The 18,151-nt window shown below is 62.3% G+C and carries 20 protein-coding genes; 13 read left to right on the top strand and 7 right to left on the bottom strand.

Annotation, left to right across the window (positions count from 1 at the left end):
- The 7 genes from L0U82_RS37080 to L0U82_RS37110 all read left to right on the top strand — a co-directional run bounded on the left by L0U82_RS37080 (window position 1) and on the right by L0U82_RS37110 (window position 4,800).
- Entirely contained in the window at window positions 1-918 is a 918-nt protein-coding gene (locus L0U82_RS37080) for an NADP-dependent oxidoreductase (RefSeq protein ID WP_233838805.1), read from the top strand.
- 48 nt (window positions 919-966) lie between these two features.
- The gene (locus L0U82_RS37085) at window positions 967-1,662 is read left to right on the top strand and encodes a glutathione S-transferase N-terminal domain-containing protein (RefSeq protein WP_233838806.1); all 696 of its coding nucleotides are present in this window, start codon (window positions 967-969) and stop codon (window positions 1,660-1,662) included.
- A gap of 51 nt (window positions 1,663-1,713) precedes the next feature.
- Window positions 1,714-2,202 (top strand): pyridoxamine 5'-phosphate oxidase family protein, encoded by a 489-nt coding sequence (locus tag L0U82_RS37090; RefSeq protein WP_233838807.1) that lies wholly within the window; start codon window positions 1,714-1,716, stop codon window positions 2,200-2,202.
- A gap of 30 nt (window positions 2,203-2,232) precedes the next feature.
- Entirely contained in the window at window positions 2,233-2,682 is a 450-nt protein-coding gene (locus L0U82_RS37095; RefSeq protein WP_233838808.1) for a GNAT family N-acetyltransferase, read from the top strand.
- Between the two features lie 256 nt (window positions 2,683-2,938).
- Window positions 2,939-3,442, top strand: coding sequence for a YkgB family protein (locus L0U82_RS37100; protein ID WP_233838809.1), 504 nt, complete (start codon window positions 2,939-2,941; stop codon window positions 3,440-3,442).
- Between the two features lie 68 nt (window positions 3,443-3,510).
- The gene (locus tag L0U82_RS37105) at window positions 3,511-3,966 is read left to right on the top strand and encodes a DUF3788 domain-containing protein (protein ID WP_233838810.1); all 456 of its coding nucleotides are present in this window, start codon (window positions 3,511-3,513) and stop codon (window positions 3,964-3,966) included.
- A 66-nt stretch (window positions 3,967-4,032) separates the two neighbouring features.
- Window positions 4,033-4,800, top strand: coding sequence for an SDR family oxidoreductase (locus L0U82_RS37110; protein ID WP_233838811.1), 768 nt, complete (start codon window positions 4,033-4,035; stop codon window positions 4,798-4,800).
- Window positions 4,801-4,874: 74 nt separating this feature from the next.
- Here the strand turns inward: L0U82_RS37110 and L0U82_RS37115 are convergent, their stop codons facing one another.
- Both L0U82_RS37115 and L0U82_RS37120 read right to left on the bottom strand, forming a co-directional pair.
- The gene (locus L0U82_RS37115) at window positions 4,875-5,507 is read right to left on the bottom strand and encodes a LysE family translocator (RefSeq protein WP_233838812.1); all 633 of its coding nucleotides are present in this window, start codon (window positions 5,505-5,507) and stop codon (window positions 4,875-4,877) included.
- A 152-nt stretch (window positions 5,508-5,659) separates the two neighbouring features.
- A complete protein-coding gene (locus tag L0U82_RS37120) occupies window positions 5,660-6,409 on the bottom strand; it encodes a sulfite exporter TauE/SafE family protein (protein WP_233838813.1) in 750 nt (249 codons plus the stop codon).
- A 95-nt stretch (window positions 6,410-6,504) separates the two neighbouring features.
- On the opposite strand from L0U82_RS37120, the gene L0U82_RS37125 reads away from it, so the two are divergent.
- Entirely contained in the window at window positions 6,505-7,401 is an 897-nt protein-coding gene (locus tag L0U82_RS37125; protein ID WP_233838814.1) for a LysR family transcriptional regulator, read from the top strand.
- 92 nt (window positions 7,402-7,493) lie between these two features.
- On the opposite strand, the gene L0U82_RS37130 is transcribed toward L0U82_RS37125, so the two are convergent.
- The 3 genes from L0U82_RS37130 to L0U82_RS37140 form a co-directional block, all read right to left on the bottom strand.
- Window positions 7,494-8,654, bottom strand: a complete 1,161-nt coding sequence (locus L0U82_RS37130; protein ID WP_233838815.1) for a porin — start codon at window positions 8,652-8,654, stop codon at window positions 7,494-7,496.
- A 156-nt stretch (window positions 8,655-8,810) separates the two neighbouring features.
- A complete protein-coding gene (locus L0U82_RS37135) occupies window positions 8,811-9,698 on the bottom strand; it encodes an amidohydrolase family protein (RefSeq protein WP_233838816.1) in 888 nt (295 codons plus the stop codon).
- A 22-nt stretch (window positions 9,699-9,720) separates the two neighbouring features.
- Window positions 9,721-10,659 carry a Bug family tripartite tricarboxylate transporter substrate binding protein gene (locus tag L0U82_RS37140; RefSeq protein ID WP_233838817.1) on the bottom strand — a complete coding sequence of 313 codons (939 nt, stop codon included), beginning with the start codon at window positions 10,657-10,659 and terminating at the stop codon, window positions 9,721-9,723.
- 337 nt (window positions 10,660-10,996) lie between these two features.
- Between L0U82_RS37140 and L0U82_RS37145 the strand changes: the two genes are divergently transcribed.
- Genes L0U82_RS37145 through L0U82_RS37160 form a run of 4 tightly spaced genes read left to right on the top strand, consistent with a single transcriptional unit; the run spans window position 10,997 to window position 14,941 of the window.
- On the top strand, window positions 10,997-11,998 hold the full coding sequence (locus tag L0U82_RS37145) for a Bug family tripartite tricarboxylate transporter substrate binding protein (protein WP_233838818.1): 1,002 nt from the start codon (window positions 10,997-10,999) through the stop codon (window positions 11,996-11,998).
- Between the two features lie 13 nt (window positions 11,999-12,011).
- Window positions 12,012-12,827 (top strand): amidohydrolase family protein, encoded by an 816-nt coding sequence (locus tag L0U82_RS37150; RefSeq protein ID WP_233838819.1) that lies wholly within the window; start codon window positions 12,012-12,014, stop codon window positions 12,825-12,827.
- Window positions 12,828-12,882: 55 nt separating this feature from the next.
- A complete protein-coding gene (locus L0U82_RS37155) occupies window positions 12,883-13,383 on the top strand; it encodes a tripartite tricarboxylate transporter TctB family protein (RefSeq protein WP_233838820.1) in 501 nt (166 codons plus the stop codon).
- Window positions 13,384-13,387: 4 nt separating this feature from the next.
- A complete protein-coding gene (locus L0U82_RS37160) occupies window positions 13,388-14,941 on the top strand; it encodes a tripartite tricarboxylate transporter permease (RefSeq protein WP_233838821.1) in 1,554 nt (517 codons plus the stop codon).
- A 110-nt stretch (window positions 14,942-15,051) separates the two neighbouring features.
- Here the strand turns inward: L0U82_RS37160 and L0U82_RS37165 are convergent, their stop codons facing one another.
- Window positions 15,052-15,996, bottom strand: coding sequence for a LysR family transcriptional regulator (locus tag L0U82_RS37165; RefSeq protein ID WP_233838822.1), 945 nt, complete (start codon window positions 15,994-15,996; stop codon window positions 15,052-15,054).
- A 277-nt stretch (window positions 15,997-16,273) separates the two neighbouring features.
- On the opposite strand from L0U82_RS37165, the gene L0U82_RS37170 reads away from it, so the two are divergent.
- The gene (locus L0U82_RS37170; RefSeq protein WP_233838823.1) at window positions 16,274-17,176 is read left to right on the top strand and encodes a LysR family transcriptional regulator; all 903 of its coding nucleotides are present in this window, start codon (window positions 16,274-16,276) and stop codon (window positions 17,174-17,176) included.
- A 31-nt stretch (window positions 17,177-17,207) separates the two neighbouring features.
- Here the strand turns inward: L0U82_RS37170 and L0U82_RS37175 are convergent, their stop codons facing one another.
- Window positions 17,208-18,131 carry an SMP-30/gluconolactonase/LRE family protein gene (locus tag L0U82_RS37175; protein ID WP_233838824.1) on the bottom strand — a complete coding sequence of 308 codons (924 nt, stop codon included), beginning with the start codon at window positions 18,129-18,131 and terminating at the stop codon, window positions 17,208-17,210.
- Between the last annotated feature and the right edge of the window lie 20 nt (window positions 18,132-18,151).

Raw genomic sequence — 18,151 nt, forward strand, 5'->3', positions numbered from 1 at the left:
ATGAAGGCGATCATTGTGACGGACCAGGCTGCGGGAACGGCCGGGATGCAGCTAACGCAACGCCCCGAGCCGCAGGCGGCGATAAACGACGTCGTCGTTCAGATTCATGCGTCCGGATTCACCGGCGATGAGTTGACGTGGCCCTCGACCTGGACCGATCGCCTCGGCCGTGACCGCACGCCGGTGATTCCCGGGCAAGAACTCGCCGGCGTGGTCAGCGCGCTCGGCTATGGCACGACAGGACTCTCGATCGGACAACGGGTATTCGGCATCACCGATTCGCATCGCAGCGGCACGCTGGCGGAGTTTGTGGCCATCGAGGCACGCAACCTCGCACCGCTACCGGGCGACGTCGACTACACGGTGGGCGCGAGTGTGGCGATGCCGGGCCTGACCGCATGGCAGGGACTGTTCGACCACGCACGCATCCAGACAGGCCAAAGCCTGCTCGTGCACGGCGCGGCCGGCGCCGTTGGCTCGATGGTGACGCAGCTCGCGCGCGAGGCCGGCGCTTACGTGATCGGGACCGGACGCGCCGCACATCGGCAGGCGGCGCGTGACTACGGCGCGCAGGAATTCATCGATCTCGAGAACGACGTGCTCGAAGACATCGGCGCGGTCGATGTGGTTTTCGATGTGTTCGGTGGCGACATCACGAAGCGTTCCGCCAGCCTGATTCGACCGCGCGGAACGTTGGTAACCATCGCTGGCCCGACCGACGCGCGTCCCACCGAGGGACTCACGATCGACTTCGTCGTCGTGCCCGAGCGTGCTCAACTGACCGCGATCATCGAGCGTGGGCGTGACGGACGGTTGCGCACGAACATCGGCAACGTCGCGACGCTCGACGACGCCGTCGCTACCTTCAATGGAACGCGGCGGGTTCACGGGAAGACGATTATTCGCGTTCGTTCGTAACAGGTCCGTGAGAAGTTCGACTCCGCTTGTTTACCCAGGAAGAAAAGCATGACACTCGATCACCCCATTTTTACGCGCTGGCCGGCGCAGCATCCCGATCGGCTCCAGCTCTTTTCGTTGCCGACGCCCAACGGCGTGAAGGCCGGCATCATGCTGGAGGAAACGGGGCTGGCTTATGAGCCGCACCGCATCGACATCCTGGCGAACGAGCAACATGATCCGGCTTTTCTCGCGCTCAATCCGAACGGCAAAATCCCCGCGATCTTCGATCCCAACGGTCCCGGTGGACGGCCGCTTGCGTTGTTCGAATCGGGCGCGATCCTGATCTATCTGGCCGAGAAGACGGGGCAACTTCTGTCCACCGATCCGATCACGCGCTACGAAACGATCCAGTGGCTGATGTGGCAGATGGGCGGTGTCGGACCGATGTTCGGCCAGGTCGGCTTCTTCAACAAATTCGCCGGCAAAGCGTATGAGGACAAGCGCCCGCGCGACCGCTACGTCGCCGAATCGGTGCGGCTGCTCGGTGTGCTCGACCAACGGCTCGCGGGCCGCGACTGGGTGATGGGCGCGGATTACAGCATCGCCGACATCTCACTGCTCGGCTGGGTGCGCAACCTGATCGGCTTTTACGAAGCGCGTGAGCTTGTTGGTTTCGATCGCTTCTCGCATGTGCAGCGCTGGTTCGAGCAGGGTCTCGCGCGTCCGGGCGTGCAGCGCGGGTTGGCGGTGACCGCGGCTTGAAGCAAGCGTACATGCGTGGGCCGCTCAAACTCTTTTCAAGCAAGGATAGCCGTGATTGAAATCAACGCCGACGTCGAGGCGATCATCAAGCAGGCAATGCTGTCGTTCGTCGCGACAGTCAACGAGGACGGAACGCCGAATCTTTCGCCGAAGGCATCGTTGACGGTCAGAGACGGCGTTCTGTACTTCGCCGATATCGCGTCGCCCGGCACGATTCGAAACCTGAGGCGCAATCCCGCCGTCGAGATCAACGTGATCGATTTCTTTCAGCGGCGCGGTTACCGATTCAAAGGCCATGCGTCGATACTGCCGCCGGGCACCGACGAATATTCGATGATCGCGGACTGGGTTCGCGCGACGAACGGCCTCGAATATCCGGTCGATCACGTCGTCAAGATCGATACCACTTCGATCACCCCACTGCTGTCGCCGGCGCATGTATTCGCCAAGCCTGCCCGAGATCAGGACGAAATAAGGAACACCTACTATCAAAAGTACGGTGTGAAACCCATTGGCGCTATTAACGCTGTCGACGAATAAGCGCGCCGATCCGAATTTCAGGAGCACCCTATGCAATCAGTCGAAATCAAGGCCATTGAGAGCAACGATTTTGATCTCTGGCTTCCGCTGTGGAAAGGCTATCAGCGCTTTTACGAAGTGGACATTCCCGAGTCCGTGACGCTTGAAACATGGGCGCGCTTTCTCGACCCGACCGAGCCGATGCATGCGGCGCTTGCGATGGTGGGCGAACAGGCAGTGGGGCTCGTGCATTCGATCTACCATCGATCCACCTGGACGACCGGCAACTACTGCTATCTGCAGGACCTGTTCGTTTCGCAAGATGCGCGCGGCGGCGGCATCGGCCGCGCGCTGATCGAGCATGTGTATGCGGAGGCGCAACGTCGCGGCGCGTCCCGCGTGCACTGGCTGACGCACGAAACCAACCATACCGGCATGCGGCTTTACGACCGCATCGCTGATCGCTCGGGCTTTATCCAGTACCGGAAGCTATTCGTCTGACACGCTGCAGAGGCGCCGCCTTCGACATTCGCGCGGCGCATCGCTATTGTTCGCAACCCCGGCAAGTACCTGAATCCCGATCCGCACGGGACGATTCCTATCGTCCCGTGCGGCGGCATGACCGTGGAATGGATCGCATCGTCATATTGATCCTTTTACGCATTTTATTGAGTAAATGCAGTCTCGAAACGAGCATCACGCAGGCCTAAAGTAGAAGCTCCTAACTACCCACGAACAACCTGAATGGGAAACCCAAATGAACGTTCGCGAAAATCAGTTCCGTCTTCAGATCGCTGAAAAGAGCGCTGGATCGCTGTCCAGTCTGGCCCTGCTCCGATGGGCGCTGGTCATCATCTTTCTCTGGTTCGGGGCAATGAAATTCACTGCTTACGAAGCCAACGGTATCGCTCCGTTCATCATCAACAGTCCGATCATGGGCTGGTTGCATTCGCTGTTCGGCGTTCGAGGGGCAAGTTACGTGATCGGTGTGATCGAACTGTCGACTGCCGTGTCACTGATCATCGGAGCCTTCCAGCCGATTTTCTCCGCGTTGGGAGCGGCCATGTCGGCTTCGACGTATCTGATCACGCTCACCTTCTTCCTGAGCACCCCCGGCGTGGCGGAACCGACGGCAGGCGGATTTCCGGCCATTTCAGCGGCGCCTGGCCAGTTTCTTCTGAAGGATCTCGTTCTGCTGGCTGCATCGCTTGTTCTGCTTCTGGCGTCTATCCAGGGTTCGCGCTCCAGCGCGCGGAATTAGTGACCTGAATACGAGGTTGGACGCTTGGACCGGTCTCGCTGCATTGCACTTAGGAAAAGGAAAGCACCATGACACAGGCTCCCGAGATCGGCGACAGGATCGCCGACAAGTCAGCACCGCCCGATGCGCGCGTTCTGCGCAACTGGATCGGAGCGGACGCGTACAAGCATTGGACCAGGATGCAAAACTGGATCGAGGCCTCCTACCCCGGTGTGTTCGAGCCCGATTGGCTCTACGGCGGCAAGAAACGCGGTTGGTCGCTGCGTTACAAGAAGACCAGGGCGCTGTGCACGTTGCTGCCCGGATATGGAGTGCTTTCGGTTCTGGTGGTGCTGGGGCGCGCGGAACGAGCGAAGTTCGAAGAGCGGCGTTATTCGTGGAGCCCGCAACTGGTCAATCTCTACGATGAAGCCCGCGCATATCCCGACGGAAAATGGCTGACTATTGTGGTCTCATCCGTTGATGACCTGCATGAGGTGATGGACCTCGTGAGTATGAAGCGCCCTCCACCATCGGCCGATTGAATGTCGCGGAAGTTCTGGATTCCGCGTGTGCTGATAGCAAGCTGACCTGTCCAGGGAGAGTCAACAATGAAGATCGTAGTAATCGGCGGTACAGGTCTGACCGGCTCGAAGACCGTTGCCATTCTTCGCCAGGGTGGCCACGAGGTCGTCGCGGCGTCGCCCAGTCGTGGCGTCAACACCGTGACCGGAGAAGGACTCAAAGAGGCGTTGAGCGGCGCGCAGGTCGTGATCGACGTCTCCAATCCGCCTTCCAATGACGCCAATGCGGCGTTGGAGTTCTTCGAGACTTCCAGCCGGAATCTTCTGGCGGCGGAGTCCGCGGCGAGGGTTCGGCATCATGTCGTGCTATCCATCGTCGGCGTCGACCGGGTTCCTGGTCAGGGCTATTTCCGCGCTAAGGTCGCCCAGGAGAAGCTGATCGAGGCTTCCGGCGTGCCTTATACGATCGTTCGCTCGACCCAGTTCCTGGAATTCATCGGCGGCATCGCCGATGCGAGTACGCATGCAGGCGTCGTCAGGCTTTCCGCGAATCTGTTTCAACCTGTCGCGGTTGACGACGTCGCCGCCGCCGTCGCCGAAGTGTCTGTCGCCGATCCGCACAACGGCATCGTCGAAATCGCGGGCCCCGAACGCGCGCCGTTCAATGAAATCGTGGCGCGCTATCTGGAGTCTATCGGCGATCCGCGCAAGGTCGTGGAAGATTCCGAGGCCCGCTATTTCGGCGGCCAACTCGCGGAAAAGTCGCTCGTGCCATTGGGCGAAGCGCGACTCGGCCACATCGATCTGCATGAGTGGTTACGCCGCTCGCGCAACGGCGCTTCCAGCACGCGGTGAACGAACTGAAGCAGCCGATGACGGGCACGGAGCGGCCTGCTCCCCTGCTCGCCCGTGCGCAAACGCCAAGCGCATTATCGGCGCGCTTCCATCGCCATTCGAACGGCCAAACCCGTCAATACCGTTCCCATCATCCAGCGCTGGACCGCCAACCATTTAGGCCGGCGCGCGAGAAACCCGGCAATCGAACCGGCAGTCACCGCGACTAGCGTGTTCACGCTGATGCTCAAAACAATCTGCACAAAGCCAAGTGCGAGCGATTGGGCCAGCACGCTGCCGTGCCGTGGATCGATGAACTGCGGCAATAGCGAAAGATAAAGCACCGCGATTTTCGGGTTCAGCAGATTCGTCACGAAACCCATCATGAACAGCTTGCGCGGGCCGTCGACCGGAAGGTCGCGCACCTGGAACGGCGAACGTCCACCCGGTTTCACCGCTTGCCACGCAAGCCACAGCAGATAAAGCGCGCCGCCGAAGCGCAATGTGTCATACGCAAACGGCACTGCAAGCAGCAGCGCGGTGATGCCAAGTGCCGCGCACAACATATAGACGACGAAGCCGAGCGCGACCCCGCCGAGCGAAATCAGCCCCGCCGTGCGGCCCTGGCAGATCGAACGTGACACCAGATAGATCATGTTCGGACCCGGCGTCAGCGCCATGCCGAGTGCGACGAGTCCAAAGGCCAGAAAAGCGGTATGTCCAGGCATTGCATGTCTCCATGGCTAGATCGTGGTAATACCGAAGCGCGCGGCAACGCGGCTTGGTCGAGCGGATCGACCGAAGGAAAGTCGACGTCGGTGCCGTTGTGAAGGTATTGATGATACGACTCATCGTGAAACCTTCATTAGATGGGTACGACTCAGGAAAACGGCCGCAGCGTCAGCTCGAGGCCCAGGACCACGAGGAACAGAAGAAAGCAGCGGCGGAAAGTCTTCGCGCTGATCTTCCGCCGCACGATCGAGCCCAGCCACATGCCGACGAGAGCGGGAACGACAGCCAGTAGCGACAGGCCGACCTGATCGAGCCGGAACGCGCCATGAGTCGCCAGCCCTCCGGCCAGAGCGACCGTGGAGACCGTGAACGAAAGACCAAGCGCCTGCACGAGTTCGTCTTTCTGCAGACCCAACGCCTGCACATAAGGCACGGCGGGAAGCGTGAACACGCCGGTGGCGCCGGTCAATAAGCCGGTAACGATACCGATGACCGGCGACAGCCAGGATTCGAGCCGCTGCGGAACCGACAGCGTCGGCAACACGAGCGCATAGGCTGCATAGGCGATCAGCGCGAGTCCCAGCATACGCCCGGACCAGACGGGGTCGACGACGACCAGCAAGCGCGTCCCCAGCAGCGTGCCGATCACGATGCACAGCATCATCGCCCATAGCCGTCGCGTCAGGCGAAGTGTGTCGCGCCCAACCAGCATTTGCCACACGTTGGTCACGAACGACGGAATGATCAGGATCGCCGCCGCCGTCAGCGGTGACATCGTCGCCCCGAGCACGCCCATTGCAACCGTGGGCAAACCCATTCCGGTCACGCCTTTAACGACACCTGCGCCGAGAAACGTCGCAACGAGCAGGCAGATCAATCCGATGGTCAGTGTATTCATGCGGCGTATTACGCCTGCAACGATGAACTGGCACAATGCGGTTTTTCCGATACTTCCTTCGGATTGTCCGAAGGAAAAGCCGTCCTGGTGAGCGTATGAGATTCGATCTCGCGGATCTGCACCTGTTCGTTTGTGTGGTCGACGCCGGCAGCATTACAGCCGGCGCGCGACAGGCCAATCTCGCGTTGGCGTCGGCAAGCGAGCGGATCAGCAAGATCGAATCGGATGCGGGTGTCGTGCTGCTCGAAAGAAGTCGCAAAGGGGTCGTGACCACCGAGGCAGGAGAGGCGTTGGCGCACCATGCGCGTCTGATTCTCCGCCAGCACAATCTGCTGCAGGGCGAGTTGCGCGACTTTGGTGCCGGCGCACGCGGTACGTTGCTGCTGTACGCCAATACGGCGGCGCTGACTGGCCTGCTGCCGCAGAAGCTAGCACCATGGCTCGCGCAGCGTCCGCGTCTGAACATCGATCTGCGCGAGCGCACCAGTGCCGAGATCGTCAAGATGATCCGCGCGGGGCTGGCCGAAGCAGGTGTGGTATCCGATGCGGTGAACCCCACGGATCTGACGATCCAGCCTGTCGCCAGCGACCCTCTCGTGCTGATTGTTCCTGTGACGCACGGGCTCGCTGAATCGAAGGAAGTCTGCTTTGCCGATGTGACGGGTGAGCAGTTCGTTGGTCTCGAAGCTGGGAGCGCGCTGCAGGATCATATCGACGGACACGCCGCCGATCTGCGCAAAACGCTGACACTCCGGATCCGGATGAAACACTTCGAGGGATCGTGCCAGATGGTGTCGCAAGGCGTGGGGGTAGCGATCGTCCCACTCGCGGTCGCCAAACGCTTTCGGCGCCGATATCCGTTCAGAACGATTGCGCTCAGCGATAGCTGGGCACGCCGACGGCTTTGTCTGTGCTTCCAGCAATGGCACACGCTGTCCGCGCCGATGCAAAGCCTGCTCACGCATCTCGGCGGCACAGCACAGACCTCGTAGTAACGCGGCCCGCTGCGGGGTGTCTGTACACGACGGAGCCCGCAGCGAACGTGACCGTACTTAACATACGGTTTCACGCATCAGCACACGCGTCAGAACTTCTCGCGCATCCCAACCCGCACCAGCGCCTGACGATTCGAACTCGACGGCGTCACGGTATTGATCGCGGCGACAGCCGGCGCGCCGAGCGAATTGGTGCCGTTCGCGAGTTCATAAGCAGCGCTCGCGTAGATGTCGAAGCGCTTCGACAGGAAGTAATCGACAATCGCGCTGAACTGGCTATAGCGCTGTCCGCCATGTCCACCGACGGCCGCACCGTTGGTGAACTGGTATGCGCCCGCCAGCATCAATGCCGGCGACACCATATAACGTCCGTTGACTTCCAGCGTGTTGAACGCCGCGGTGCCTTCGCGGAAATGCATCGGGTTCGGGCCGCCGTTCGACCCGAGTCCGTTGAAGCGGTAGTTCGTGTAGACCATGTTCACGCCAGCGGTGCCGTTGTCGTAACCCGCGCCGAGACCGGAGATCTTCAACGAATTGGCCGATGCGAAGCCGCTGAAGATCGGTGCCGAGAACAGCAGCACGCCGAGCGTCGTCGAGGTGCCATCCCACAGTGACGTGTTCGGACGATTGTAGTTGCCGTATGCGGCGCCGGCCTTGAACGGGCCATGCGAATAACGCACGCCGACGCTGTAGGTGCTGTTGGTCGAAACCGAACCCGGCTGGCCGCCGAGGCTGCCCATCACCATGCCCGCAAAACCGTTGAAGTCCGGTGTCGTGTACGACACGGAGTTGTTGATCCGGTACGAGCCGACCAGATCGTCGACGTCGCCGGGGTGTCCGGTGACCGAGCCGATCGTCGATTGCGCGCTGCCGAACGGTCCGACGTAAGTCGTCATGGTGTCGTACATGCGGCCCGCTTTCAGCGTACCGAAGCGATCGCTCGACAGGCCCACGAACGCCTGGCGTCCGAACAGCCGGTTGTTCTGCGACAACGTGCCGTTATTCGGACTAAAGCCATTTTCCAGCGTGAAAATCGCCTTCAGGCCATTGCCGAGATCTTCGGCGCCTTGCAGACCCCAGCGGCTCAGCCCCGGCCCTCCGTCCACCATCTGGATGTTGTGCTTGCCGCCCTGATTGCTGGTCACGCTCAACGTCGTGTCGATCAGGCCGTATAACGTGACCGAACTCTGGGCGGCACACACTGCCGGAATGCCGAACGCGGCAACGCCGCACATGATGATCTTTTTCATTGGATAGTCTCCAGTCTGATTGTTGTTGCGCTGTGTTTTCAAATAGGTTGAGAGCGCAGGATAAGAAACTTTGCGGCGAGAGGTGCAATGCGAGAGGCGAAGCAATACGAGTGGTCAAGCCGAGGAGGCCGGCGTCGTCAGCGCGACGCCGCACCGCTACGAGTCCGACGCGCTGCCAAACTGGCCATAGACCTCGCGGGGATTCGTCACGAGAATCTGTTCGAGCGTGTCGGCGTCGTCGATCCATTCGCCGAGCAGATCGACGAGGTCGCCATCGTTGGGCATGCCGCGGCCGTTCATGTTGACGTGCGGCCAGTCGCTGCCCCACAGCAGGCGTTGCGGAGCGTGCGCCACCAGCGCACGCGCGAGCGGCGTGACCGGTGCGTACGGATAGTCGCCGGGCGTGCAGCGCATCGGGCCGGACAGCTTGACCCAGATACGGCCGGTGTCGAGCATCTTCAGCAGCGCCTTGAACGCGGGCTGGTCGACACCGCCTTCGGCAGGAATGCACGCGAAGTGATCGAGCACGACGGGCACCGGCAGATCGAGCAGTGCCTGCGATTTCTCCAGCAGATCGTCGGGACCCGGATAGAACTGCACGTGCCAGCCGAACTCCGCGACCAATGCAGCGATACGCGGCGACAGTCGCGGCAGCGCGCCCCGATGACTGGTGCCGACGAAGCGGGCACCTCGCACACCGAGCCGGTCGAGCCGTTCGACATGCGCGGCATCGGCATCGTCCGGCAGCAGCGCGACGCCGCGAAAACGCTCGCCGAAACGTTCGAGCACCTGTTCGAGATGCCGGCTGTTCTGCCCGTAGCCGCCACCACTGACGACCACCGCGCCGGCGAGCCCAAGGATGTCCTGCTGGGCGATCTGCGTTTCCGGCAGCGCGTCGGCGGCAATGTATTTGCTGTCGGGATGAAACGGATACTGCGCGGCGGGTCCGAACAGATGAATGTGCGTATCGATCGAGCCGGCCGGCAGCCGCAGCTTCGGTGTTTTCGGATTGGGGTCCGGCGGTTGGGTCAATGACGGGGGCATGTTCGCGTTTCCTCGGGTGGACTCAGTTGGCGGTGATGTTGGCGCGCTGGACGACCGTGGCCCATTGCTTGAGCTCGGCTGAAATCTGGCTCTGGAACGCGGCCGGTGTGCTGCCGACAGGCTCGACGCCGTAGACGGCAAATTGCTTCAGCAATTCCGGACGCTTCAACGACTGCTCGATCGCGCGGTCGACCGTGTCGATAACCTGCGGGGACGTGCCCTTCGGCGCAAGGAAGCCCATCCACAGCGTGGCTTCGTAGCCGGGCACGCCCGATTCGGCGATCGTCGGAACATTCGGCAGCAGTGGCGAGCGTTGGGTGCTGGCCAGCGCGAGCGGCTTCAGGCGACCGGCCTGGATCTGCGGCAGCGACGTAACGATGGTGTCCATCTTGATCGCCACCTGGCCGCCGAGCAGATCGTTCATCGCCGGCGCCGCGCCTTTATAGGGGATATGCGTGACCTTGATGCCGAGCTTCTGCAGCAGCAATTCCATCGTCACGTGAGGCAACGTGCCGACCCCGGCCGAGCCGTAGTTGAGCTGACCCGGATGCGCCTTCGCATACGCGACGAAGCCCTTGAAGTCCGAGTACGGCTGCTTCGAATTCGCGATCAGCAGTTCCGGAATCTGCGCGGCGAGCGAGATCGGCGCGAAGTCGCGTTCGGTATCGAACGGCAGGTTGTGGAGGATCGCCGGATTGATCGTATGGTTCGGCGTCGCGAACAGCAGCGTCAGACCATCGGGTTTCGAGCGTGCCACGCGTTGCTCGGCGATGGTGCCGCCCGCGCCCGGCACGTTCTCGACGATCACGTGGGTTTTCAGCTCGGTGCCCATCTGTGCGGCCAGCAGGCGCGCTACGGAATCGACGGTGCCGCCCGCGGAAAACGGCACGATCAGCGTGATCGGCCGGTCGGGATACGCGCTGTACGCAGCGGGCGCGATGCAGCTAGCCACGGCTGCCATCACAACGCACGCACCAACACACGCACGACGCCGTAAATCAAGGGGGATTTTCATCATCGTCTCCGTTGGGGATTCTGTCGATCCCGATTCATTAGTAGGGCGAGACGATAAAACGCGTTGGCGTGGCCGGCAAATGATTGATTTTCACGGTTACATGAATTGCTTGAGATGAGCTGGCAGCGCGTCCGGAGTGTGAAAAAAAGGAATCGCGGCAGCAAAACAATTCATTTGATACGGTAGAGGCCCCTATTTAGACTAGCTGCGGACCGAAGTTCGGGCAGGCTCGTGCCACTTGCCTGCCCGACGCACAAAAGCGGCCAACCTTGGAGACAGAAAGATGATTTTTCAACCTGCCGGATCACCGCTGCGCACTGCGCGCCGCCTGCTGGCCTCGTATGTTCTAGCCACCAGCGCTGTGGGCTTGTGCGCCGCTCCGGCGGCCGCGGAGTCGGCCTATCCGTCGCAGCCGATTCGCGTCGTCGTACCGTTCGGCGTCGGCGGCCTCGCCGACATCACGATGCGCATCGTCGCGAAAGAAATGAACCAGCGTTTCGGCGACAACATCATCATCGACAACCGGCCGGGCGCCGGCGGTATCGCCGCAGCCAACGCAGTACTCAGCGCGGCACACGACGGCTATACGGTCGCGCTGTTCGCCAACGGCACCGCGATTGCCGGCTCGCTGATCAAGCTGCCGTTCGATCCGGAAAAGGATTTCAAACCGGTTTCACGGATCGCCTATTTCGACCTGCTGGTACTGGCCAAAGGCGGCGGCAAACTCAACACGCTGCACGACGTGCTCGCGGCCGCCGCCAAACGGCAGATCACGATGGGTGCGATCAACCCCGGCAGCACGCAGAACCTTTCCACGGAGCTGTTCAAGTCCACCGCGAAGCTCAATGCGGTCGTCGTGCCGTATCGCAATACCGGCGACGTGATCTCGGGACTCGTGCGCGGCGATATCGACGTCGGTTTCGAATCGTACGCGGCGGTCAAAGGATCGCTCGCGGCGGGACAGGTCCGCGCGCTTGCCACCACCGGCGCGAAACGCACCGCGTGGCTGCCGGATGTGCCGACCGTCGCCGAAGCCGGCGTGCCGAACTACGAAGTGACCGGCTGGAATGCGCTTTACGTCGCCAACGGTACGCCGCAAGTGGCGATCGACACACTGAATCGTCAGCTTGGCGAAGTGTTGTCGTCGCCGTCGCTGCGTACGCAGTTGCGCGCGCTCGGCACCGAGCCGATGGGCAGCACCCCCGCCGAGATGGCGAAGATTTTTCACGACGATGCAGTGAAGTGGCACGCTGTCATCGAGCGTGCCGGCATCAAACCTCAATGAACAAAGGATTAATGTGCAAGCGAATCTGGTGGAAAACGACCTGCTGATCATCGACACGCACGTGCATGTCTTCGAACGAAGCATGCCGCTCGTCAGCAACCCCCGTCATACGCCGACTTACGATTTCTCGACCGGGCAGTTGCTGGACATCATGGACGACAATGGCATTCAACAGGCGGTGATCGCCGCCGCGAGCCCGTGGGGCGACTACAACGACTACGTGATCGGCGCGGTGCGCGCGCATTCGGACAGGCTGCGCGGCACCGTGATCCTCGAGCCCGGCGTCGAGCGTGTCGTGCTCGACGAGATGGATCGGGCCGGTATCGTCGGCGTGCGTCTGCCGTTCATCAGCATGAGCACGCTGCCCGATATGACCACGTGGGAATACCGCAAGCTGCTGCGCCGGCTCGTCGACCTCGACTGGCACGTGCATCTGCATCTCGACGGTCCGCGTTTGCCGCAGGTGCTGCCGGTGCTCGAACGTTCGGGTGTGAAGATCGTGATCGACCATATCGGCCGGCCCGATCCGCAGACCGGTATCGAGAGCGAAGGCTTCAAGGCGATGGTGCGCTCGGTTGAGAAGGGCCGCACGTGGGTCAAGCTGTCGGGCGCCTACCGGCTCGGTGCGAATGCGCGCGAATGCGCGCAGGAGCTGTACCGCCGGGTCGGCGACGACAAGCTGGTGTGGGCAAGCGACTGCCCGTTCGTCGGCGCGGAAGGCCAGTTCGAATACGCTAAAACCGTCGAATGGTTGCGCGACACGATTACCGATCCGGTGTCGCAGCGCAAGATTTTTGGCGAGAATGCGCAGGCGTTCTACTTCTCGTGATCTGTGATCGTGAGCGTGAACGTGAGCGCGATGAACGGCAGTCAAGGAGACTCGCATGGATGACCTGATCAAGCGCGCCGGCAAGGACCGGCTGGGCGGCGCGCTGATGATCCTGATCGGCGCGGGAGCCGCGCAACAGGGCATCACCTATTCGCTCGGCACGCTCGCCGCGCCAGGGCCCGGTCTGTTTCCCGGCGCGCTCGGCGTACTGCTGATGCTGATCGGCCTGGCCCTCGCGGTGACCGGCAAACGTGCGCCCGCAGCCGCGCGCACGTCTGCCGCCACCACCGCTGCCGCCGCGGCGCTCGAACCCGCGCCGCGGGCCGAATGGCGCGGCTGGTTCTGCATCGTGCTGAGCATCGTCGCGTTCATCGTGCTCGGCAGTCACGGCGGTCTCGTGCCGGCGAGTTTCGCGGTCGCCTTCATCGCGGCGCTCGGCGACCGCGACAACACGCTGCTCAGCGCGTGTGTGCTCGGCGCGGCGATGGCGGTGGTGTCGGTGGTGGTGTTCTGGTGGCTGCTGCAATTGCAGCTACCGTTGTTTCAGTGGAGTTGATTCAATGGTTGCACAATCGCTTCTGGATTTATTGCAAGGCTTCGGCGTCGCGCTACAGCCTCACAATCTGATGTGGTCGTTCGTCGGCGTGCTGATCGGCAATCTGATCGGAGTGCTGCCGGGCATGGGTGCGCTGTCGGCGATTTCGATGCTGCTGCCGCTGACGTACACGATGCATGCGGTGCCGGCGATCCTGATGCTCGCCGGTATCTTCTACGGTTCGCAATATGGCGGCGCGATCGGCGCGATTCTGCTGAACCTGCCCTGCCATCCGCCTCATGCGGTGACCTGTCTCGATGGTTATCCGATGACGCGTCACGGCAAGGGCGGCACCGCGCTCGGCATCACGATGATCGCGTCGTTCTTCGCGGCGTCGGTCGGCATCATCGTGATGATTTTCGCTTCGCCGTTGCTGGTGAAGATCGCCTTCAAGTTCGGTCCGCCCGAAATTTTCTCGATCATGCTGCTGGGTTTGCTCGCGGGCGGCACGATGTCGCGCGGCTCGCCGTTGAAGGGCATCGCGATGACGATTTTCGGGCTGCTGGTCGGCAGTGTCGGCACCGACGTGAATAGCGGCCTGATGCGCTTCACGTTCGGCATGCCGGATCTGTCGGATGGCGTCGAGCTGGTCGCGCTGGCGCTCGGCTTCTATGGCGTCACCGAATTTCTGCGCAACGTGAACCGGATGCATTCGGTCGGCGACAGCGCCACGCTGCGCATGCGCGACATGCGTCCGAGCAGGAAGGAACTGAAGCAGGCGTTCTGGCCGATGGTGCGCGGCACCGCGGTCGGCACGCTGTTCGGCGCGATGCCGGGCACCGGCCCGACCATCACCACGTTTATCGCCTATGCGCTCGAACGGCGTCTGTCGAAGAATCCGGAGCGCTTCGGCCAGGGTGCGCTGGAAGGCGTCGCGAGCCCGGAAGCCGCGTCGCACTCGAAGACCCAGGTCGACTTCATTCCGACCATGAGTCTGGGCATTCCCGGCGATGCGGTGATGGCGCTGATTCTCGGCGCGCTGCTGATTCACGGCATCCAGCCGGGTCCGCAACTGATTACCGAGCACGAAGATCTGTTCTGGGGTTTGATAGCGAGCTTCTGGATCGGCAACGTGCTGCTGGTGTTGCTGAACGTGCCGATGATCGGCGTGTGGGTGAAGCTGCTGCGCGTGCCGTATCGCTATCTGTTTCCGTCCGCGCTGTTCTTTATTTGCGTCGGCGTGTACAGCACCAACAACAGCCTGTTCCAGGTCGGCGAAGTGGCGGTATTCGGGCTGATCGGCGCGCTGCTGGTCGCGCTGGAATTTCCGGTGTCGCCGATTCTGCTCGGCTATGTGCTGGGGCCGATGGTCGAGGAAAACTTCCGGCGCGCGATGCTGCTGTCGCGCGGCAGTCTGACGATCTTTACCGATCGTCCGATTGCACTCGGCTTTCTGATCGTCGGCGCGTTGCTGATCGTGGGGCAACTGTTCTTTGCATGGCGCGGCTGGATGCGCAGACGCGATGTGGAGCGCAACCGGGTGTTGCCGGCGGATGCCGTATCGGTTGCTGATGACTGAGTGAAAGAACTACCGCGTGTTCGCGAGCGGGGCCCGCGTGCCCTGCTCGCCGGCACGGCTTGAATCGACCCGAACCTGATCGGCAACTGATCGGCAACTGAGCGACGCAACTATGCGTGCGCCTTCTCACCCTTGGCCACCGGCGGCAACGCGGCATTGAACGCTGTCAGACGCTCGTCGATGTCTTCGACGATCATGTCGCGCAGCGTGGCCACCGCCGGCACCAGCAGCGTTTCCGGCCGCATCACCGTAGCCAGACAGCGCGTGATTTGCGGCTCGACGAGCGGCAACGCGACCACACCGGGATAGCAACTCGCCGCCAGACACGGCACCACCGTCAGCCCCAGTCCGGCACGCACGAAGTCGATCGCGGCGCCGGTGTGCTGCGTCTCATATCCCCAGCGGAATTGCATGCGGCGATTGCCGAGCGCATCGTCAATCGTCGTACTGTTGCCGGAATGCAGGCTGATACGGATCAGCGTTTCATCGATCAGATCATCCCACCGCACCACATCGCGTTCGAGCAGCCGATGGCCGAGCGGACAGACCAGCGCGAACGGTTCGCGCGCGAATCGCTCGATGGTGAGATTCAGCCGCGTCGGCGAATTGACCGAGATGCCGAATGCCGCCGATTCGGAATCCACCAGCTCGGCGATTTCGGCAATCGAATTGTCGAACATGCGCACGGCGATGTCGGGATAGACCGCTGCAAAACGTTGCAGCACATTCGGTATGTGCGAGGCGGCCAGCGTCGGCAGGCACGCGAACGTCAGCCATTGCGGCGCGCTGCTGCGATGCTGCCGCAGCGTGTCGTACGAGCTTTCGAGTTCACGGATCGCGCCGCGCACGCGCGGCAACAATGCGCGTCCTGCGTCGGTCAATGTGAGTTCGCGCGTCGTGCGCGCGATCAGGCGCACGCCCAGCCCTTCTTCGAGCTTACGAATACGATGGCTGATGGCGGTTTGCGACAGATTGAGTTGCACGGCGGCGGGCTGGAAGCCGCCGCATTCGACAATGCTCAAAAAGGCCTGCATGCCCAGGAAGTCGATTTGCATCCGGCGATGGTAGCGGCAAGCTTTTGATCCCGCAATTCTGGCTTGCCCGGGGCATGCGGCATAGCGCCGCGCCCGCCGTGCCGGCTGCGTGCGACGGCTCGCGTCACGGTCCTGCCAGCCCGCAAACCCACGATAGACGTGTGGACAATGACCAACCGCGAGGACCCGCGCCCCCACCCTGCCCGGATTTTTGCACTTGTTACGGACCGCGGGCATACTCTGTTTCTCCCACAGAAGAGCACGGCGCGGCCCATCGAGCGCGCCTCCCGGAGACTCAATGCGCTTCGATTTGCAGTCGCTCAAATTGTTCGTTGCCGTCTGTGAGCACGGCAGCATCGCCCGCGCGGCGGAAGCCGAAAACATCGCGCCGTCGGCTCTGAGCAAACGCATGTCCCATCTCGAGGACATGCTGAAGACGGACCTCTTTGTGCGCAGCAACAAAGGGCTCGAACTGACGACCGCGGCCGCGGCTCTTTTGCAGCATGCGCGGGTCCTGCTGCGCGACATCAACCAGATGGAAAGCGAACTGCTCGACCATGCCGAGGGACTGCGCGGACAGATCCGGCTGCATGCGAGCCTGTCGACGATCGTCCAGTACATCGCCAACGATATCCGCGACTTCCTCGCGCTGCACCCCGGACTCCACATCGATCTGCAGGAAAGCCTGAGTCCTGCCGTGGTCCGCGCCGTCGCCGAGAATACGGCCGACATCGGCGTGTTCGGCGGCACGACTCTCAACACCGGCCTGAAGGTCTTTCCGTATCGCAGCGATCGGCTGGTGGTCATCATGCCGCCCGATCACCCGCTCAGCTACGCGACCAAAGTGAAATTCAGCGAGGTGGCTCGCTACCCGCTCGTCGGTCCGCAACAGGGCAGCTATCTGAACGCGCTGGTGTTGCGCGCGGCCGCCGATCTGGACCATCCGTTGAAGCTGTCGATCCGGGTCAACGGCTTCGAGCCGGTGCGCAGCATGGTCGAAGCGCGCCTCGGCGTCGGCCTCGTGCCCGAGCATCATGCACGGCGCTATGTCAGTTCGGCGCCATTGGTCGCGGTGCAATTGGACGAAGTCTGGGCCGAACGCCATTGGAAGATCTGCGTGCGCGAGGCCGAGACGCTCCCCGCGCCGGTTCAACTGTTTCTGAAGCACCTGCTCGCGCGTCAGGCGATGGCAACCGCGTAGCCTTCACGAATATGCGGTCACGACTACACCATCACGAATAAGCGAGCTTCAGACCCGCTCGCGGCCAGCGCATTGTCCCGAGGCGCCCGGTGCCCGATAGCGTCAGATAAGCCGTTTTCATATCGTCGCCGCCGAAGCAGATATTGGTCACCCAGCCGTCGGGCACCATCACCTGTTCGAGCACCTCGCCGGACGGCGCCACCACCGTGATGCAGCCGGTCACGAGCGTCGCCACGCAGATGTTCCCTTCCGCATCCACCGCGAGGCTGTCGAAGCGCTGATAGCCGGGCAAGCCGCACACGAGGCGGCCACCGTGTGGAGACGGATAAGGATGCTTGCGCGCGCGGCCTGGTTCCTCCAGATCGAACGCCCACAGCCGCGCGGTCTCGGTCTCCGCCACATACACGACACGGTCGTCCGGCGACAAGCCGACCCCGTTGGCCGTGGTCAACGGATAGGCAACCTCGACGATCATCGAGCCATCGGCCCGCGCGTAGTAGAGGCCCGCGTGATCGCGGTCGCGCAAGCGGTTCTTGCCGAAGTCGGTGAAGTAAAAGCCGCCGTCGTGGTCGAACACGATGTCGTTGGGACCGCACAGAGGATGGTCGCCGCAGCGGTCGTACAGCGTGGTCAGCTCGCCGGTGCGCGGATCGAAGCGCTCGATGCGGCCGCTGGTGTAGCGCGGGTGCATGCCCGGCTTCGTGCGATTCATTCCCGCGACCGTACGGAACAGGAAACCGCCGTTATTGCAGATGTAAAACGCGCCATCGGGCCCGAGCGCGAGACCGTTGGGCCCGCCGCCCACTTCCGCGAGGATGCTGACCGTGCCGTCGACGGCCACGCGGGTAAGGGTCTCGCGCTCGATTTCGACCAGTACGATCGAACCATCGGCCATCGCCACCGGCCCCTCGGGAAATTTCAGGCCTTCGGCCAGGATACGCACACCGCTTTCCATCGCAGGCTTCTCCTCGCAAA

Source organism: Paraburkholderia sp. ZP32-5, from assembly GCF_021390495.1.
In the GTDB taxonomy this organism is placed as follows: Bacteria; Pseudomonadota; Gammaproteobacteria; order Burkholderiales; family Burkholderiaceae; genus Paraburkholderia.

Excerpts from the sequence above, each read along its gene's own strand:
- L0U82_RS37135 (WP_233838816.1), bottom strand. The coding sequence starts at position 9,698 with ATGCCCCCGTCATTGACCCAACCGCCGGACCCCAATCCGAAAACACCG.
- L0U82_RS37110 (WP_233838811.1), top strand. The coding sequence starts at position 4,033 with ATGAAGATCGTAGTAATCGGCGGTACAGGTCTGACCGGCTCGAAGACC.
- L0U82_RS37130 (WP_233838815.1), bottom strand. The coding sequence starts at position 8,654 with ATGAAAAAGATCATCATGTGCGGCGTTGCCGCGTTCGGCATTCCGGCA.
- L0U82_RS37165 (WP_233838822.1), bottom strand. The coding sequence starts at position 15,996 with ATGCAAATCGACTTCCTGGGCATGCAGGCCTTTTTGAGCATTGTCGAA.
- L0U82_RS37155 (WP_233838820.1), top strand. The coding sequence starts at position 12,883 with ATGGATGACCTGATCAAGCGCGCCGGCAAGGACCGGCTGGGCGGCGCG.
- L0U82_RS37145 (WP_233838818.1), top strand. The coding sequence starts at position 10,997 with ATGATTTTTCAACCTGCCGGATCACCGCTGCGCACTGCGCGCCGCCTG.
- L0U82_RS37105 (WP_233838810.1), top strand. The coding sequence starts at position 3,511 with ATGACACAGGCTCCCGAGATCGGCGACAGGATCGCCGACAAGTCAGCA.
- L0U82_RS37100 (WP_233838809.1), top strand. The coding sequence starts at position 2,939 with ATGAACGTTCGCGAAAATCAGTTCCGTCTTCAGATCGCTGAAAAGAGC.
- L0U82_RS37160 (WP_233838821.1), top strand. The coding sequence starts at position 13,388 with ATGGTTGCACAATCGCTTCTGGATTTATTGCAAGGCTTCGGCGTCGCG.
- L0U82_RS37120 (WP_233838813.1), bottom strand. The coding sequence starts at position 6,409 with ATGAATACACTGACCATCGGATTGATCTGCCTGCTCGTTGCGACGTTT.
- L0U82_RS37080 (WP_233838805.1), top strand. The coding sequence starts at position 1 with ATGAAGGCGATCATTGTGACGGACCAGGCTGCGGGAACGGCCGGGATG.
- L0U82_RS37115 (WP_233838812.1), bottom strand. The coding sequence starts at position 5,507 with ATGCCTGGACATACCGCTTTTCTGGCCTTTGGACTCGTCGCACTCGGC.
- L0U82_RS37095 (WP_233838808.1), top strand. The coding sequence starts at position 2,233 with ATGCAATCAGTCGAAATCAAGGCCATTGAGAGCAACGATTTTGATCTC.
- L0U82_RS37125 (WP_233838814.1), top strand. The coding sequence starts at position 6,505 with ATGAGATTCGATCTCGCGGATCTGCACCTGTTCGTTTGTGTGGTCGAC.
- L0U82_RS37175 (WP_233838824.1), bottom strand. The coding sequence starts at position 18,131 with ATGGAAAGCGGTGTGCGTATCCTGGCCGAAGGCCTGAAATTTCCCGAG.
- L0U82_RS37140 (WP_233838817.1), bottom strand. The coding sequence starts at position 10,659 with ATGGCAGCCGTGGCTAGCTGCATCGCGCCCGCTGCGTACAGCGCGTAT.
- L0U82_RS37170 (WP_233838823.1), top strand. The coding sequence starts at position 16,274 with ATGCGCTTCGATTTGCAGTCGCTCAAATTGTTCGTTGCCGTCTGTGAG.
- L0U82_RS37085 (WP_233838806.1), top strand. The coding sequence starts at position 967 with ATGACACTCGATCACCCCATTTTTACGCGCTGGCCGGCGCAGCATCCC.